General features: G+C 50.7%; 18 protein-coding genes and 1 tRNA gene. 9 read left to right on the forward strand and 10 right to left on the reverse strand.

The features are described 5' to 3' along the window. Positions 1-83 precede the first annotated feature (83 nt). The 3 genes from OGM67_09020 to OGM67_09030 all read right to left on the reverse strand — a co-directional run bounded on the left by OGM67_09020 (position 84) and on the right by OGM67_09030 (position 2,861). The gene (locus OGM67_09020; protein ID UYJ33729.1) at positions 84-1,367 is read right to left on the reverse strand and encodes a hypothetical protein; all 1,284 of its coding nucleotides are present in this window, start codon (positions 1,365-1,367) and stop codon (positions 84-86) included. 253 nt (positions 1,368-1,620) lie between these two features. After that, positions 1,621-2,190: a hypothetical protein gene (locus tag OGM67_09025; protein UYJ33730.1), complete on the reverse strand. Its 570-nt coding sequence runs from the start codon at positions 2,188-2,190 to the stop codon at positions 1,621-1,623. Between the two features lie 308 nt (positions 2,191-2,498). After that, positions 2,499-2,861, reverse strand: a complete 363-nt coding sequence (locus OGM67_09030; GenBank protein ID UYJ33731.1) for a helix-turn-helix domain-containing protein — start codon at positions 2,859-2,861, stop codon at positions 2,499-2,501. Positions 2,862-2,978: 117 nt separating this feature from the next. Between OGM67_09030 and OGM67_09035 the strand changes: the two genes are divergently transcribed. The 9 genes from OGM67_09035 to OGM67_09075 all read left to right on the forward strand — a co-directional run bounded on the left by OGM67_09035 (position 2,979) and on the right by OGM67_09075 (position 11,435). After that, positions 2,979-3,755: a LytTR family DNA-binding domain-containing protein gene (locus OGM67_09035; protein UYJ33732.1), complete on the forward strand. Its 777-nt coding sequence runs from the start codon at positions 2,979-2,981 to the stop codon at positions 3,753-3,755. Next, the gene (locus OGM67_09040) at positions 3,740-5,038 is read left to right on the forward strand and encodes a GHKL domain-containing protein (GenBank protein UYJ33733.1); all 1,299 of its coding nucleotides are present in this window, start codon (positions 3,740-3,742) and stop codon (positions 5,036-5,038) included. The genes OGM67_09035 and OGM67_09040 overlap by 16 nt, the downstream gene beginning before the upstream one ends. Before the next feature lie 84 nt (positions 5,039-5,122). Further along, positions 5,123-5,677, forward strand: a complete 555-nt coding sequence (locus OGM67_09045; protein UYJ33734.1) for an accessory gene regulator B family protein — start codon at positions 5,123-5,125, stop codon at positions 5,675-5,677. 16 nt (positions 5,678-5,693) lie between these two features. After that, complete coding sequence (locus tag OGM67_09050; GenBank protein UYJ33735.1) at positions 5,694-5,861, forward strand: hypothetical protein; 168 nt, start codon at positions 5,694-5,696, stop codon at positions 5,859-5,861. A 197-nt stretch (positions 5,862-6,058) separates the two neighbouring features. Then, entirely contained in the window at positions 6,059-6,520 is a 462-nt protein-coding gene (locus OGM67_09055) for a DeoR family transcriptional regulator (GenBank protein UYJ33736.1), read from the forward strand. A 377-nt stretch (positions 6,521-6,897) separates the two neighbouring features. After that, a complete protein-coding gene (locus tag OGM67_09060) occupies positions 6,898-8,817 on the forward strand; it encodes an ATP-dependent DNA helicase (GenBank protein ID UYJ33737.1) in 1,920 nt (639 codons plus the stop codon). A 15-nt stretch (positions 8,818-8,832) separates the two neighbouring features. After that, positions 8,833-9,279, forward strand: a complete 447-nt coding sequence (locus tag OGM67_09065; protein ID UYJ33738.1) for a recombinase family protein — start codon at positions 8,833-8,835, stop codon at positions 9,277-9,279. Between the two features lie 9 nt (positions 9,280-9,288). After that, positions 9,289-9,702 (forward strand): recombinase family protein, encoded by a 414-nt coding sequence (locus OGM67_09070; GenBank protein ID UYJ33739.1) that lies wholly within the window; start codon positions 9,289-9,291, stop codon positions 9,700-9,702. Further along, positions 9,699-11,435, forward strand: coding sequence for a site-specific integrase (locus tag OGM67_09075; protein ID UYJ33740.1), 1,737 nt, complete (start codon positions 9,699-9,701; stop codon positions 11,433-11,435). Before OGM67_09070 ends, OGM67_09075 begins: the two co-directional genes overlap by 4 nt. Before the next feature lie 37 nt (positions 11,436-11,472). On the opposite strand, the gene OGM67_09080 is transcribed toward OGM67_09075, so the two are convergent. The 7 genes from OGM67_09080 to OGM67_09110 all read right to left on the reverse strand — a co-directional run bounded on the left by OGM67_09080 (position 11,473) and on the right by OGM67_09110 (position 17,432). Beyond that, positions 11,473-11,548: transfer RNA gene (locus tag OGM67_09080), tRNA-Ile, on the reverse strand. A 251-nt stretch (positions 11,549-11,799) separates the two neighbouring features. Further along, positions 11,800-13,179 (reverse strand): MATE family efflux transporter, encoded by a 1,380-nt coding sequence (locus OGM67_09085; GenBank protein UYJ33741.1) that lies wholly within the window; start codon positions 13,177-13,179, stop codon positions 11,800-11,802. A 67-nt stretch (positions 13,180-13,246) separates the two neighbouring features. Further along, the gene (locus tag OGM67_09090; protein UYJ33742.1) at positions 13,247-14,653 is read right to left on the reverse strand and encodes an MATE family efflux transporter; all 1,407 of its coding nucleotides are present in this window, start codon (positions 14,651-14,653) and stop codon (positions 13,247-13,249) included. Positions 14,654-14,765: 112 nt separating this feature from the next. Then, positions 14,766-15,662 carry a hypothetical protein gene (locus OGM67_09095; GenBank protein ID UYJ33743.1) on the reverse strand — a complete coding sequence of 299 codons (897 nt, stop codon included), beginning with the start codon at positions 15,660-15,662 and terminating at the stop codon, positions 14,766-14,768. Between the two features lie 208 nt (positions 15,663-15,870). After that, complete coding sequence (locus tag OGM67_09100) at positions 15,871-16,404, reverse strand: hypothetical protein (GenBank protein ID UYJ33744.1); 534 nt, start codon at positions 16,402-16,404, stop codon at positions 15,871-15,873. A 3-nt stretch (positions 16,405-16,407) separates the two neighbouring features. Continuing rightward, positions 16,408-16,938 carry a hypothetical protein gene (locus OGM67_09105; protein ID UYJ33745.1) on the reverse strand — a complete coding sequence of 177 codons (531 nt, stop codon included), beginning with the start codon at positions 16,936-16,938 and terminating at the stop codon, positions 16,408-16,410. Next, a complete protein-coding gene (locus tag OGM67_09110) occupies positions 16,935-17,432 on the reverse strand; it encodes a sigma-70 family RNA polymerase sigma factor (protein UYJ33746.1) in 498 nt (165 codons plus the stop codon). Before OGM67_09110 ends, OGM67_09105 begins: the two co-directional genes overlap by 4 nt. Positions 17,433-17,680 lie beyond the last annotated feature (248 nt).

A 17,680-nucleotide genomic window follows, 5' to 3' on the forward strand; every position in this document is an offset into this window, starting at 1 on the left:
AGCGGTGCCTATATGTGTAGCCATAGTAAAGCACTCCTTGAAAAGTAATCGTGCATGCAAACGTGTTGAGCTTTTGTGTCCTTTCAAACTTTTATGTTTATGTTTACAACAGAGTAATTTGGATTGCCATTCCAATAGTCATCTTTATCTATAAATGCGTAATGAGCCAGCGGTCCTTGCTGAATTGATGTTGTGCCGTCATTCATTAAAATGTGATATGTTGTGTCTACAATTTTATAACGCACCAGATACTTATCCTCGGTAATCGCAGCAATTTCTGCGGCGGTTTCTTCGCCCATATTGTCCGCAGTTGGCAATAGATGCGATATTTCACCGGTAGTTAAATCCACAACATTATACTCATGAATCATATACGGACTATTCCCATTTGCCCTATGTATTGTGAACACAAAATGATTGTCAACAAGTGCATTCAGATAAATGGGAGTGTTTCCATCCATCGGAATGTTTTCTTGGAGAATTTTAAGTTCACCGCTTTTATAGAAGTATTCTTTTACAGATTTGTCTCGATAATCTATATAAACGTATCTATCGTGAGTCGAAGCGCCATATTCATAACTTGAATCGCCACTTCTTAAAGTGCGTTCTTCTTGAGTATCAACAGTATATTGCGTAATAAGTGTTTGCCCATCAACAGTATCGTGCCGCAAGAACAGCGCTCTTCCGTATGTGGCGCATAACGTAGTTGCATCTTCGAATCGTGCGAGTAGAGAGATTTCTTTCGAAGATAGGTTGATTACATACAATTCCGAGTATGATACAGTTCCGTTGGATTGTGATTGAATCCAGAACAAGTTATCTCCGTCTGTCGCTATGTCTCCAACAAGCTGTGTCCCGGCTGCCCGGGTTCCGATTTTTTCCTTTTGGTTTCCATCGGGATTCATTTGATAAATCTCGCCATTGTTAGCAAAGTAATATAAAACGCTTTCATCGGCTATTAAGGCTCCACCCTCTAGGCCATTTCCAATCCAACTTGGACAGGAGGAATCACTGTGAGTACACGACGGTTGATTGCACAAATAAATGAGCTGCTCGTTTTTGAAATCAATGTACACAATATTGGAGGAGCCTTCACTAAGCGTTATTAGCCGATAAAATCCTTCACTGTTATATGTTCCGAGATTATTGTTACTTGATTGGAGAAATCTCAAGTCTTCTTTTCTTCCGTCAATAGTCTTCGGACGAGAGTCGTTCGTAGATTCACTTTTTTGCGATAAATCACTTGATACATTACTTTCGTCTACAGAAATATCAGACATTGCCTTATTGCAGCCTACCATGAAAAGCGTAAATATAGAAATTATAAGTACACATAAGTACATAAAATGATGTTGATTCTTTTTCACAAAATTGTTCCTCCTTTTATAAATAGCCAACTGCTTGAATGTTACGAAAACAAGCAGTTGGCTATTAGGAATAATGTAAATACACATTTTTATGGTGGAAACCATATCAGAGAGTGTATATACATATCATATGCTTGGGTATTTTGGGGGAAGAATGAATAACGATTCGAAATGAAATCAAAAAAGACGCAATCAGAAAAGAATTGCACAACCCTTGTGCGCGGACTATAGTGTTTCTAATTTGAACTCAAATTCAGTTTGGAGTTGTGTAATACCATTTCTGACTATTAGCACCAGAACTGGACGTCCAAGTGGCAATATAGCCAGAACCCCTAGAGAATTTTTGGGGAGCCGAAGTATTCGAAGCGGTCAATGCATAGTTGTTACGATAAGTCAAACGAAACTGACAAAGGTTGTTACCATAACTAGGCGAATTTAAGATATAATCTTCGTAACTATTGTCGCTAATGCTATAAACTGTGCATGGCCAGTTCCCAGAGCGGTACACATTTAGGCTTAAACTTTGATTGCTCGCGGGTTTGACAATCAAGCCCTTGGCGTTGTTTTGGACGATCCACATTTGGCTTACAACTGTAGATTGGTTCCCATCGGTCATCTCGGACCACGCATATACAGGGTCATTGTTTCCTGCGTTTCCATAGGTCGCAACGGTCAGAACGCCATGGTTATTTGCGGACGGAAAAAGAGTTAAAGTGTTCGACGGGACAGCTCTAGCAGTGGCAGCAAAAGCGGGTACCGCCATAGCCACCATCATTGCGAGAGCGAGCAGGAACATGGGGATGCGTTTCTTCATGGTTGTCATTTTGTAATCCTCCAATCTAATGGATTTTGTAGGGTTGATATTCGGACAACTACAAGCGCCTGTGCACCGACGCTTAATTATACATAGAAACTCTAATCTGAGAAAAGATGTGCTTTGATTTGCCATAACCATACCATTGGGAATGAAAAAAATCAACGAAAGTGTCATACAAGACGGATTTTTTGCTATGAAAACGGCAAAAGGGTTACAAACCGCCAAAACGATTTGCAACCCTTTTCATATTATTATGTGCTATTTTCACGGGGAAATTGTCCGCCAGAAGTCATTTGCCTCGCTGCCTTGTATCACTAACCTCTGCCAAAATCCTCAAGAATATCGTGAAGAATGTTCATTTTGGATTTGCTGAGATTACTTCCCTTGCTTGTGGGAGAACGGAATTCCTGAATCAGTGCCTCAACAATTTTTATCTGCGAAGCTGACAGTCCCTGCGTGGAGACGCCCGTTGGTCTTTCGAGACCAAGTAAAGCGTCTAACGAAATACCAAATAGCTCAGCCATACTAATCAGTACATCGGTGGGAACGGGGTGGGCATCGCTTTCATAGCCACTGACAGTCGATACAGATTTGTTAAGCCGTTCAGCCAGATATGCCTGCGTCCAATTACGACTTTGACGCAATTCCTTGATTTTGGCTCCAAGATAGCGCTCCATAGAATATTCCCCCTTACATATATAGTCTACCGTTTGCAATTTCTATATTGTCGTAGTATTATTTTGTTAAAATACGATATTACAGGAATTACATTGACTATCTCAGGGGGATACGCTATGTTGGAAGAAACGAACAAGCTATGGAAATTAGCCGACAGGAGAACAGGTATGAACATTTTAATTTGTGATGATGAACGATTCGCCGCAGAAAAAATCGCCGAACTGGTAAGCCGTTCCGCTGTACAGCACCATCTGGCAGTGTCTGTTGTAAAATATACCGACGTTGAAAAGTGTCTGGCAAGTCCGTTAAATCAGTGCGATATAGCCTTTTTTGATATTGATATGAAGCCCTATAACGGTATAGATCTGGCCAGAAAATTACATAACGAAAATCCGAATGCAATCATCATCTTTGTCACAAATTATATTGAGTATGCACCGGCAGGGTATGAGGTAAACGCGTTCCGGTATCTGCTAAAGCCGGAGATGGATAAGAATTTCGAACGAATTTTTGAGGATGCACTGGAAGCATACAAAAAAAATCACCAGATTGTATCGTTTTCTATTGATGCCGAGCATATTGAAGTGCCGGTACATAACATTTTATATTTTGAGTCCGAACAACGTATTATGCAGATGCATTTGCTCCAAAGTGACCGAGCTTGTCACAGATTCTATGCGAGTATGACGCAAATGGCTGCGGAACTGGAGCCTATGGGATTCTTGCGGATTCAAAAAAGCTATCTTGTCAACATGGAGTATATAGAATCGCTTAAATACGGCGAGACAAGACTAAAGGGTGGCATTGTGCTGAAGTCGAGCGAAAAGAACCATTCCGAAATCAAGCAGCGGTATTCTTTGTGGAGGGCCAAAAACAGATGGAATATTGTTTGAGCTTACTTTATGTGGCAATGGACGAATTAGGATTGATCTGGTGCATGGATGCATTTATGGCGCGCCGGTATAAGGATTGGAAGTTTTGGGGCGTTTTTGCGGTTAACTTGGGCGTTTCCTTCTACTTGTTTAATTTTGTTGTCAGTGGTATTACGGTTTTACATACTTTAACCGCTTATGCTGTATTTTTTATTTGGGCTTTCCTGCTTTTTAAGGCAACAAACATTACACTTCTGGCATTATTGGTGCTGATATATTGTGTGGTTTATTATTTCATCTCTTTTTCAGTGACAGGTGCCTCAGCTTACCTACTTGGAATCAGCGTTCAAAACTTACGGCAGACATATTTTCCATTTATTGCAAGTAGTATCATAAACTACTTGCTGTTATTGTTAATCTGCTCTATTGTCAAAAAGATTCATCCATTAAAACGGGCAAGTTCGATACGATGGCCAATTCTATTTCTTACATTTTTGTTCCCACTGGCCAGTTTCGTTGTTCTTCTTACATTGATTTTTACGAGCCTGAATTTTCCTAATAACAGTAGTGCTTTTCTTCTTTGCGGCACTTTTCTTGTAGTTGCAAATATCGCTGTATTCTTACTGCTTGATTGGGTAGATAGCAGCGATGAGGCAATTAAGCAGAAACTCGCTTTGGAGCAGACCGTTCAATTGCAGGCACAGAATATGGAAGCCTTGGGAAAAGCGTATTCTGCACAGCGAAAAATCACACACGATTTTAATTCTCAGCTTGAAACGATTGGATGCCTATTGAAAAACGGCGACAACAAAGATGCCATAGAATTTGTTACTGCACTTCAAGCAAAGCAAACTACTCGTTCTCTGCTTGTAAACACGCACCATCCTATCGTGGACGCTTTGCTGAATCAGAAAGCATACATTGCCAAAGACAAAAATATTCAAATCCATTTTGAGGTAAATGATTTATCCAATCTGCAACTGGATTCGGTTGATATTACTACGATATTGGGAAATCTTCTTGACAATGCGATTGAGGCCTGCGTAATTTATGGAGAAAACAGTCAGATTCAGGTAAAAGTACTACTTGGAAATACATTGTTCTTTGCGATACGTAATACTTGCAAGCCGGTCAAGATTATCGGAGAGTATATCCCGACAACAAAGCCAAACGCACAATTACATGGATTTGGTTTGGAAAATGTAAAAACTCTTTTACGCAAGTATAACGGAGAATATGCAATGGAATATGATGAGGGGTGGTTTACTTTTACGGGAGAAATTGATAATTACCCGATTTTATGACATAAAAACGCTTTTTCATTACAAATCCCGTGCAGTTTTTCCGTTTGTAAACTATAATCAACTCAAACAAGCAGGAGTCATCAAATGCAAACAATTGCGAAGAAAGTTGTCCAAAATTGGGCAGCAAAGGGATATATTTCTGATGACGAAGTAGAAATGTGCCTCTACAACCTTATCCGTCATACATTCACCGTTGCGGTTCTTTGCGTTCTCACTGTTGTAGGCGCTCTTTTGGGCGAATGGAGTAACACAATCGTTTTGATAGTAAGTATTCTGTTTCTCCGTACATACACAAATGGCTATCATTGTAAAAGCTGCGTTGCCTGCATTTTCCTTAGTTTGGCAGTAACACTATTATCTTTGCATATTGTTCCTCTTTTGAATTTTATCACCGCTTTGATTCTGATGTTCGTTGGCTCCAGTATAATTCTTGCGATTGCCCCTACAAATAGTCTACAGATGCATCTTACAGAAGCCGAAATGACTGCTATGCGTAAACACGTTCGCATACGTTTATTGATTTTAACGGTTTTATTTTTACTGTTTGTGTTTGCCAATATGGAAAAGGCGTACTGTATAGCTGTGGCAGTGGCTGTTGTGGCTATTTCATTGCTCACAGTACGGCGTAAATCACAATAAATTTAGGAGGCCGCATATGGGAAAACGTAAAGAAACCACACAGAGAATGGAAGTTGTTGCAAAAAAACTGATTCGACATTCTTTCTTGGAGGGCGTTGAAAAATGGCCGCCGGAATGTTTAGGCTTCTTCTATCAGCCGCACCGCCCGGAGAAAGCCTTGTCCAAAACGCAGGAGCATAAATAGTAGAAAGACTCCTGAGTGAGATAAAATTGCAAGCCCGTCGCATCTCAAAATGCGGCGGGCTTTTTTGTGTGCTCGGTTGGGCAACAACTGGCGAAAGGATGCTACGCGCTTAGCAGTAGGAAGCGCTAGCCGAAGGCAAGGGCATCCATCGTGAGGTGGCATCAGAATGCCGGCAGAAAATGCTGACGGGCAAACACATGAACCAACAAGCAGAAATTCATATATTTATAAATTATAGTGATCTAGATAAAATTCGAACGGATTTAAAGTTTAACTCCGCAAAAGTTGCGGGGTATTTGCGATATTATAAGTGCAAAGCAAATTCGGAAGGAATTTCAAAGATGACATCTAACGAGCGACAAAAGAAAATAATTCGCTTGTTAGATAAGCGCCGGAAAGATACGATGGAGCATCTTTCAATAGAATTCCATGTTTCAACAGATACTATCAGCAGGGACATAGCAACATTAAACGAGGACTATCCAATAAAAATAGTCCGGGGCCGAAATGGAGGCCTTTCCCTACCAGACGGATACCACTTGTTCAAGAAAATGTACATGACTCCTGTTCAGGCACTCGCATTACATAGAGCGTTGCTGTATGTCCCTGATGAAATCAAGAAAATCCTTGAGACAATTTTGACCGATTTTGCTTGGTAGTCAATTATGATTACCCAGCACCTTGACAACTGAATACCCAGCATAACAGGTACGTTCCTTTTCCGGCAGACCCGATGGGCGGTTTGGCAAACCATAAGATGCCAAGGGAAAGGCCATAATGATACACCTGCTGCCTCCAGCGTCAGAGGGGGTGACCGAGCCGGAATTGTAAGCAGTAAGATTCCGGCAGAGTCAGCGAACGGCCGCCGCCAGCGGCCTGCCTGTTGTGTTCCCGGTGTCAGGGGTGCGGGCGGCAAATATGGCACACTTACTTAACTATCTACTTTTGCCGTTTAGGGCAAATCGTGGGCAGCAGGACCCCAAGCGCCTGCTGCCCATCATTTTGCTTTAAACGGGATGGAAAACAGGGGTGTAAAATGCAAACCTATCCAACGGGCTATGCGGAATCCCACCACATAGCCGAACAGATTTTCCGGGAGATCTTACCCCGGCACGGTATGGCGGTGCGCGAGGAACAAATCGCGCTTTGCCATGAAGTTTTAGATACCTTATATAATAAGGAAATTTCCCTCTGCGAAGCAGGCGTAGGAACCGGCAAAACGCTGGCTTACCTCGTGGGCTGTATCCTTTGGCAGATGCATCGCCCCGAACGGATGAAACTGCCTATCGTTATCTCCACTTCCAGCGTTGCCTTGCAGGATGCAATTCTTACGGAATATCTGCCCGACCTGTCCGCTGTCTTGCTGGACGAAGGTATCATTACCGCACCCATCACAGCCGTTGTCCGCAAGGGCAAGGAACGCTTTGTCTGTGACGCCCGCCTTGCCGAAAGAGCATCGCTGGTGCAGCCAAGCAGAAAAAGGCAACGGAACAGCTTGCACATTGCAGAAAACATTCTGGACATGGATCATATCCCGGAACTTTCCCGGTATGACCGCTGCCGCATTTGTGTGCCACCGTCCTGCTCGCGCGATTGCTTTATGCGCGAGGATTGCCGCTACCAGCAATATCTGCGGGATTCCATGAAGCCCGATATCCAAATTTGCAATCACAATTATTTGCTGGCAGACGCATCGCACCGACTTGAAGATAGACCACTGCTCCTGCGCAGTTATCAGGCGCTGGTGGTGGACGAAGCGCACAAATTACCCGATGCCGCCCGTCAAATGTACACGGAAACACTATCCTCGCGCGCCATGGATGAATTGTGCCTTTTATTACAACAGGCGCACTACAAGGATTTTGCCAGACAGCTGCGGACGGCGTTCCTTACGCTGTCGTTCTCCTGCACGCAGGGGTTTTCCAAGCTGCGAAGAAAAGTGAGCGAACCGTTCGTGCTTACACCGTTCCGCCGCGCTGCTCTCATCGATTGTATAGCACTGTTGCAAAATGCTGGCGGATTGCCGGATGTGCCGCGATACCTGCTGAACAGGCTGGGAGAAGCAGAAAGCCTCCTGCGCCTTTTTCTTTTGGAGGTGCCGACGCGCATTCTTTACATCGACTACGATGCCGATGGGCAGCCCACATTCTGCGCAGCCAGCAGCCGCGTACCGCAGCTGCTCCGTAGTGCGCTGTGGAACGCACGCGAACCCGCGATTCTGACCTCCGGCACGCTGGCAGCAGCCGGGGATTTCAGCCACACGGAACAGCTTTTGGGGCTGACAACCTATCGCCCCTTGCGTCATTTCCGTGCAGATTCTCCGTTTAACTACAAGAAAAAATGTCTGTTGTACTTTCCACCGCGCGTAAAAGCGCGAATGGACAACCGCAAAATGGCCGAAGAAATCGTCCGATTGGTGGATGCTTGCCACGGTCATGCGCTGGTGTTGTTCACAGCGTACCGCCAGATGGCAGAAGTCCGCGCACTAACAGACTGTCAGTGGACATATCCGACTTATCAGGCGTGGCGCAACGGCGGCAAAATTATCCAGCAGTTCAAAGAATCCGGAAACGGCATTCTGTTCGCGGCTGGTTCCTGCTGGGAGGGTATCGACTTTCCCGGCAATATGGTGTCACTGCTGATTATCGCAAAGCTGCCGTTTCCGATACCCGACCCGGTCAGCGATTATGAGCGCCAGCAGTACCCGAATCTGCGCGACTACATAAACGCCGAAGTCATCCCCGAAATGCAGAAGAAACTGCGGCAGGGTTTTGGCCGTGCCATCCGTACCGAGCAGGACTCTTGTGTGGTCGCTATTCTGGACGAACGTGCGGGTATCGGCGGCAAGTACCATGACGCCGCGCTGGCAGCGCTGCCGACCTGCCCAATCACCGAGAAAATTGAAGATGTGCAGCAATTCATTCGGGAGCAGAAGCGCCCGGATTACTTTTTGTGAAAAGAGGAACCTGAGATGTACCTTATGCGAAACCACGATGTCTGGATTTATGTGCGCTGCGCCAACAGCGATCCGCGCATTGCCTTTGACCGGCTGTATGACCTTATCGACGAGGCAGCAGGGCATGGATTCCTTGTGCGCGGCACATCTTTTGACCATTGCAGCGGAAACACCTTGAAAGACCGCATCGGTCTGCGAACCATGCTGAACGCAGTAGAGAACGGTCGGGTCGAAGCCGTGATGGTGCGCGATTTGGAGCAGATCAGCCGCAACAGCTACATACTGGTGGGAGTTATTGAAATTCTGCGTCAAAATGATGTTTATCTCATCACCACAGAATGTGACCTAAACGACGAGCTCATCAACAGCGGCCTTGAACGCTTTGTCGGTGACCGCTTCACGCGGGCATCTTTCGGCAAGCCGCGATTTGATGTTCGTCTCCCTCTGATGGATCAATTCTGAGGTGCGCCCATGAAAGAATACAAAGTGTGGGCTTTTGCCCGCAGTGCCGCACAGAACCTGCCCGCATTGGAAGAACAGCTTGCAGAAGTCATGCGCGAAGCCGACAGGCGCGGCTACATCATTGTCAACTCCTGCATGGAGCAGAAGTACGGCACCGAGTTCTGGCGACCTGATTTGTTTGCCATGCTCACCGCCGTGCAGCAGGGCCGGGTCAACGCCGTCATGGTGCAGAGCCTTGACCGACTGAGTCACGACATTGCAACCTTATACCGCATCCTGCGCTTTCTGCAAAATTACGGTGCAGTGCTGATTACGACCGAAACTAATCTACGATATGAACTCTTTCTGACGGGGCTGGACGCACGCTTGCTGCGCCGCCACAACCGAAAGCCAATTTACTATGTGGAGTGTGAAGAACGATGAAAGAACCTGTGCAAATGCCGCCGCAGGCGTCCGCCTGCGAAATTGAAAAAATCACCCTGCCGCAGATTGTCAGCATCAAACAGGCCAGCGAGATTATGAACCTGCCGCCATATTATCTTCGGCGTGTCTGCCGCGAGAATCCGGACCTTGCATTTCAGTCCGGTGTTAAGTGGTACATTAACCTTGGCAAGCTGGCGGCCTACTACAACAAAAAAAACGGAGCAATCGGAATAATGGCATCGGCAAAACTTATGATACCCAAACGCAGCGCCCCCTATTATGTACTGACCGCTAATGTGACCGTACACGGAAAAAGGGTGCGGCGATATGGGCGCTTTGACTTTAACCCCACTGTACTGAAAACCCACCGCCAGCGTGAAAACGCTGCCATTGAAGCCGCACTCGTTTTTGAACGCGCAGAGCAACAGAAAGCCGACGATGAAAAAGATGGCAAAAACACGCCCTTTCGAGATGCAGCAAGAGCATACATTGATTCCAAAAAATCGATGCTTGATCCCTCCGTTCGTCTGGAGGGCGACTACGAACAGCATAAGAATAAAGCCAACACCACAGCAGGTAAGGAAACCATGCTGCGGCGAATCTGTGAAATCAGCCCGGCATTTGCAGAAATGCCGATTTCAAAGGTAAATAAGCGCGAATGCGAGAAGTTTCTGGATCTGCTGGGTGAGGCCGATGTGCGCAGCGTGAAAGGGTATGCGGTGCTGAAACCCAACGCAAAGCAATATAAGAAACTGTCCTGTCCCCAAATTGCAGCACAATGCTCCATACAGACAAAATCTGTAGAGCGAGTGTTCCGCGGAGAGCGTACCACACTAAAAACAGCACAGGAAATTGCAGCAGCTCTCAAATGTAAGCCCGAAAAGCTGTTTCATATTGAACTGGATCACCGCCCTATTGCACGAAAAACCATCAAGGAGTATGCCATCTTTCTGCGGCTCGTAATGCAATATGCCGAACGCGAGTACGGCATAGACAACGATACCCAAACACTCGCGGTTAAAGGTACGCGCAGCCGCCCGGTAGACTGCCTGCACCCGGAAGAAGTAGAGGCTCTTTTTAAGGTGCTGCCGCGCTGTTCCGCACTGGAGCAAGTCATCGTTATGGGGCTGCTGAATACCGGAATGCGGCGCGGTGAGTTAGCCGGGCTGACATGGGAAGATATTGACTTCGACCACTGCACCGTCCATGTGGATAAGTCACTGCTCATAGTGAACAAAGGCTATCACCTAACGACCACGAAAGAGGACAACGTCCGTGACATAGATGTAGCACCCGAATTTATGGAATATCTGAAAACCTACCGTGACCAATGGCTTGCACAAAAGCACCGTATGGGCAGTGCTTGGCAGACCTGCATGGACGGAAAGTGGGAATCGTACCGGGAATCCCTGCAAAAGCTGCGCGGGAAAAATTTTATCGTTATCAATGATTTCGGCTGGCCCATCAGCCCCGACCACTATGGCAAAATTGTTGACCGCGTGGCTGAGAAAGCGGGCATCCGCAAAATCCACCCGCATATGTTTCGTCACACCTTTGTCAGTATCCTGCTCTCCAACCCGGACATCGGTGTCGCTACAGTGGCGGCTGAGGCGGGCCATGCCCAACCCAGCACGACACTGGCAATTTATACGCAGGTCTACCACAAGCGGCAGGATTCCATCCGCAGCCAGATGAGCGAGACGCTTTACAAAAACAAAAATTCCGCAAGATAAAAAAAACGCGCAAGCTTTACGCTTGCACGTCTTTTTTTGGTGGGCCATGCAGGATTCGAACCTGCGATAACTCGGTTATGAGCCGAGAGTTCTAACCGCTGAACTAATGGCCCGCATATTACAATCCACCGAGGAGCCGAAAGGTGCTCGTAGATGAATTGTAGATGAAAGCGGAAATCGTCTTGAGAAAAAGCGAATAATCTGCGTTGAATCGTTACTTTACGAGGAACGAAATCCTAACATCCAATGTTTATGAGCCGCCGGCTTTAACCGTTAAGCTAACGGCCCGCACAGATGTACTATATAGTATACCAGAAATTATCCGGTTTGCCAAGGGTGTGCGGGTCGAAATATGAGATTTTTTTCAGGCCGGTGTTTTATCGGGTGGGCAGGCGTCCTGCAGGTCGCTGCGGCAGCGCCAGACTGCCAGCAGGATGAACACAAAGCAGATGATCCATGTCGTTGGCTCGCAGAAGCAGACAGCGCGGTAGCCCCAGACCGGCACCAGCCAGACTGCGAAGATCACCTTGCCGATCAGCTCCAGCGCGCTGGCCAGCAGCGGCTCGACCGTGTGGCGGATGCCCTGCAGCATATTGCGCAGGATCACCAGTACGGCCATAGGCGGGATGATCGGTACGCTGATCTTGAGATACAGCATCGCGTTGGAGATGATGCGCGCATCGCTGCTGCCGGTGATAAGGCGCAGCACCGGCTCGCCCAGCAGGAAGGTAAACGCCAGAACAAAAAGCCACCAGACAAAATAGATCTTCAGCGCTGCGCGGACGCTCTGACCAATGCGGCTGCGGCGGCCTGCGCCGAGGTTCTGGCTGCTGAAGGTTGCCACACCGATGCCAAGCGCACCGCCCGGGATAAAGTACATCTCTGCCATGCGGCGGGCCGCCGTCTGGGCCGTGATATAGACACTGCCCAGCGCGTTGATGCTGCTTTGCAGCGCCACGCTGCCCAGATTGTAGATCGCACTCATCAGGCCCATGCTCATACCGGCCCAGAACATATTCATGACCGCGCGGCGGGCAGACTTTTTGAAATGCGCGGGGGTGAAGTGCAGCTCCGGATAGCTGCGGACCAGATACACTGCGCCCAGCACGGCGCTGATGCCCTGCGCCAACACCGTGGCTACAGCGGCACCGCGCACCCCCATGCCCAGCGGGCCCATAAAGGCGGCGTCCAAGCCGACATTCAGCACGCTGCTGAACAGGAGGAACAAAAGCGGTGTAACGCTGTTGCCCACAGCGCGCAGCAGGGCGGCCTCCATATTGTACAGCATTGTCAGCGGGATGCCCAGCAGAATAACAGTCAGGTAGGCAGCTGCGCCGTCCCACACCTCGGCAGGGACCTGCAGCGCCTGCAGCAGCGCACCGCGTCCCAGCAGCGACACTGTGGTCAGCACTATCGACACCGCCGCCGAAAGGGTGACCATCCAGCCGACGGCGCGGCGGATGCCCTCTCGCTCCCCTGCCCCAAAGCAGCGGCTGACCGTCAATGCCAGACCATTGTTCATGCCGAAGGCAAAGTTCATGATCAGCCCGTACAGTGCGGCGGTAGCGCCGATCTCCGCCAGAGCGGCGGAGCCAAGCAGATGCCCCGCCAAAGCGGTGTCGGTCAGGTTGTAGACCTGCTGCAGCAGATTTGAGCAGAAAAGCGGCAGCGAGAACTGCAGCACCAGTCGGAATGGGTCTCCCCGGGTCATATCCAGCACGCGGCTTTTGTGTGCGGTGGTCATAGGGGTGTACATCTCCTTCATGGGACTTATAGAGGCCGATGCCCGGCACCGGCCTGCGGTAAGGAAACTATTCCTTTACAATATTCTTCACCCAGATGCCTTTTTTCACCAGCACAAAGCCGATGGCGCATTTGACGATGTCCATACCATTGACGAGCAGATAGATCGCAACGATATTCAGCCCGGTAAAGCGGGACAGGCCGTAGGCCAGAGGGACCGAGACAGCCCAGGTAAAGCAGCTGTCAAACAGGAAGGTGATAAAGGTCTTGCCGCCGGACCGCAGCGTAAAATACGCGCAGTTGGAAAAGCCGTACAGCGGCATGCAGAGCGCCGCCATGCAGATCAGCTCGGTCGCCAGCAGGCGGATGGATTCCTCGGTATTATAAATGCGCGGAATATAGGGCGAGCAGAGTGCCAGCAGCGTACCCATAATAACGCAGCTGGTAAGGCTCAGGGTGATCATACGCCAGGCCGTGCGGCGCGCCCCGGTCAGCCGGTCGGCACCCAGCTCCTGCCCGACAACGATGGCCGTGGCGTTGCCCAGCGAGAGGAACACCTCATTGAAGATCTGGGCGATGGTGTTGCAGATGTTCAGTGCGGCCACCGCCTGAATGCCGCGCACCGAGTAGCACTGCAGCAGCACAGCCTGCCCGGCACCCCACATCAGCTCGTTGGCCAGCAGCGGCGTGGAGCGGATCAGGATGTCCCGCACCAGCGCACCGGGGATCGCAAAGCTGCTGTAGATGCCCCGCAGGAAGGGGTAGCGGTCGCTGCTGCGGTGGGCACCCACCACCACGATGGCCAGCTCCACAAAGCGGGACAGCACCGTGGCAATGGCAGCGCCGGCCACGCCCATGCGCGGGAACGGCCCTATGCCGAAGATGAGCAGCGCATTGAAGATAAAGTTCACGACCATGGCCAGCATACTGGCCTTCATGGGCAGCACGGTCTGGCCGCTCTCACGCAGGGTGCCCGCATAGCACTGGGTCAGGCCGAAGGGCACAAGCCCGACGAGCATAATGCGCAGATACCCCTCGGCATATTGCAGGGTCGCAGCGGCGTCCGCCGGGGAGGTATCCGCCGCGATATAGGCCCCGATGAGTGAAGGCCCTGCGGCGAGAAACAGCCCGATGGCTGCCGCTGTGATGGCAAGCGCCACCAGCAGCTTGAACCGGAAGGTGTGGCGCACGCCCTCCATATCTCCGCGGCCGTAGAACTGCGCGCCGAAGATGCCTGCGCCTGCAGTGCTGCCCCAGACCGCCAGATTGTAGACGAACAACAGCTGGCCTACCACGGCAACGCCGCTCATAGGCAGCGTGCCGACCTGCCCGACCATGACATTGTCGAGCAGGGATACTACATTTGTCAGGGTGTTCTGTACAATGATCGGCAGAACGACCACCAGCACATGCCGGTAAAATGCGCGGTCACAGATCAGACATTCCCGCAGCGCCAGCTTTTCCGTTTTTTCCATACCTTCTCCTTTTTTGCCGTGTACGGTCTATTATACGGTTCGGCGCGCAGACTGTCAATCGGAACTTTTCACATAAAAAGCCGAGACCCCATCATCGGGTCTCGGCGTTGTGTCATGCTGCTGCAGTTTCCGGGGTGGCGGTGCCGTTCAGGGCGGCAAGGCGGCGCTCGACCTCGCTGTCAAGGTATTCCTTGGTCATGCTTTCGCCATCGTGTGCTGCTTCATACTCCTGCGCGATCTCATCCTCCAGCTGCGCCCGGATATAGCTGTCTCGGTCTGCCTCGGTGGAGAAGGCGCTGCCGTCATAGTAATACTCCTTCTCGACACGCCCGGCCAGCTGGGCAGCGGTCAGTCCCACCGGGAAAGCAGCGTTGCAGTCCAGAGTGTACCGCGTTCCCTCCTGCAGGTCATCACACGAGCTGAAGTAGTAGGTCGTAAAGCCCAGCCCGTTTGCATCGGCGGCCTGCACCACTGCCTGGCAGTCTGCGGCAAATGCCTCGTCACTGTCATACTCTGCCGTAAAGCTGAGGTACAGCGCACATTCATCGCCGGCCTGCAGCGCGTAGCTGTCGCTTGCCGTATGGCTGATCCAGACTTTTACATGCACATTGGCAACGCGGGATTTCAGCGCCGGGTCCCCGGTCAGGGCGTTATAGATGCCGGCGACCTTTTCGGACTCAATGCGGCTGGCCGCATGCTCCCGCTCGGGGCCCCACAGATGCCACACCGTGGGCAGGACGGCCGCTGTGCCCACTATGCAGAGGATAAAGGCACAGCCGAGCATCGACAGCCAGTCAAACCGTACCCTGACATCGGGCTTACTGCTGTAGAACAGCAGTTCGATGCCCAGCACGATGAGGATTGCAGGCGAAAACTTCAAGATCCAAAGCAGGTCAAGGCTGGGCATTAGCTGGTAGAGCATCAGCAGAACGCCTGCCAGAATCAGCACCAGCGCAAACGCCAGCGTTCCCACGCGGCGTGTCTTTTTCGGGGTGGTTTTTTCGTCCATGATTTATTACCTCATTTATTCTTCGTTGCATAGTAGGGGCCGGGCATGCCCGGCCCGCGCGTGTATGGCGGGCACAGCGGCGGTGGGTCAGCAGCGGGCGGGACATGTCCCGCCCCTACCCTGCGGCAAAAGGCAGACGAGCGGCGTCCATAAGGCCGCCCCTCATCCGGCGCTGCGGCGTCCCCTCCCCCCAAGGGGGAAGGCACAGTTATTCATGCGGATACGGCGGCAGCTCGTCATCGCTGTGCTTCGTTTCGGGGTGCAGGCCCAGCAGCTTGAGGCCCGCGAAAATCAGCAGTGCCGCAATGACAACATTCGGTATGCCGGTGATGATGTCGTAGGCGTAGCCGTTGCCCACAAGATTGCACAGCAGCGTATAGAGCCAGTTTGAGATGAATGTCTCATACAGTGCCCAGACGCCGATGCCGACCAGACCCCAGCCAATCAGTCTGTTGTGCTGGGGGAGCAGCTTTTTGATTTCCTCATAATTGCCCAGAACCAGCAGGGAATCCTCCTTCGGCTCACCGGCTGCCATGTGGCGGATGAGGTCATAGGTGTCAAAAAAGCTGTACATCCAGATGACAAGGCAGAGGAACAGCAGCGGTTCAACGACGGTGGCCGCCATCACACAGAGTATCAGTATCATCGCAATCGACAGGCCGCGCTGCATATAGCCGTAGTACATCTGCCCCGCACCGGGGATGCAGGCGAAGATAAAGGTCAGGAATCCATTCTTTTTCATAGGTCATTCTCCCTTGGCGGTGCTGCCGCCGATGGTTTGTGCTCTGATTTGGTCAAGACCGTTTTCCGCGGTCAGGGTAAAGCTTTTGAAGGTATCGTCGAGGCTCTTGTAAAAGCCGTTGACGGCGGTGCTGAATTTGGTGCCGAACCGCTCATGCGGGGTGGTGGGCTGCTGGGCGGTCAGGGCGGAGACATCCGGCAGGCCGAATGTGCTGACCGCGCCCCACAGCACAAAGCCCAGCACCACCGCCGCAGCGGCCGACACATACCGGTTTGTCATGATGCGGAAGCTGCGCAGCCGCATCAGATTCTGCACCTGAGGGATCAGGTCGCGCATGGGCTGTTTCATGGCCTCGGGCGCGGCCTCGATCAGTGCCGTGTAGCGCAGCAGGCAGTAGTCGCAGAAGCTCAGATGCTCGGCGGCCTCCAGCGCGCCAAGATCATCGAGCGTGCCGTCCTTCAGCGCGTACAGGCCCGCATCGGTCAGGTGGCCCTCGGCGTCAAACAGCTTTTCATTATCAAAATACAGGCTCATTCCCTCTGCCTCCTTTCAAGTATCTGCTGGCGAAGCAGCAGCTTTGCACGCCAAAGCTGGCTGTTGACGGTTGCGGGCGGGCGGCCCACAAGCCTTGCAATCTCAGCGCTCTCTTTGTGCTCCAAAAAGTACAGGACGGCGATTTTTCCGTAGGGCTCGCGCAGGGTGCGCACAAGCTGCTCCAGCTCTGCGGCACCGGCGCGCGCCAGCACGCTTTCCGCCGGGTCATCGGCATCGGTGCCGGGGGCGCCGCGCGGCTCCGGCATGGCATCGTCACCCGGGGCCTCCACCCTGCGCACCCATGCGCTTTTCAGGTGGTCCTTGCATTTGTTGGCCGCCACCCGCACAAGCCACTGCTTATAATACTGCGGCTCGCACCGGTCTATGGCCGAGAACGCCGAGAGAAAGGTGTCCTGGGTCAGATCCTCCGCGGTGTGGGGGTCATGAACAAACTGCAGGCAGACTGTGTAGATCAGTCTTTGGTACTGCTGCATCAGCCCGGTAAATTCCTCATTTGTCAGCGCCCACACCTCCTTTGCTTTGTCCTTCTGTATACTAAAACGAATTCCCCAGCGCCGATATTGCAAGCGCGGGGGAAAAATTTTAATAAATAATAGATAAAAGATAATAGATAATAAAAATGGTAAATCACGGCGCTGACGCACCGCTAAAAAATACTCGTAGGGGCGTGGTTCTACTCCACCCGGAAAGTCTGCCTCTAGGCGAACGTTCGCGGGCGGAG

The sequence above is a fragment of the Oscillospiraceae bacterium genome (assembly GCA_025757985.1).
Taxonomy (GTDB): Bacteria; Bacillota; Clostridia; order Oscillospirales; family Ruminococcaceae; genus Gemmiger.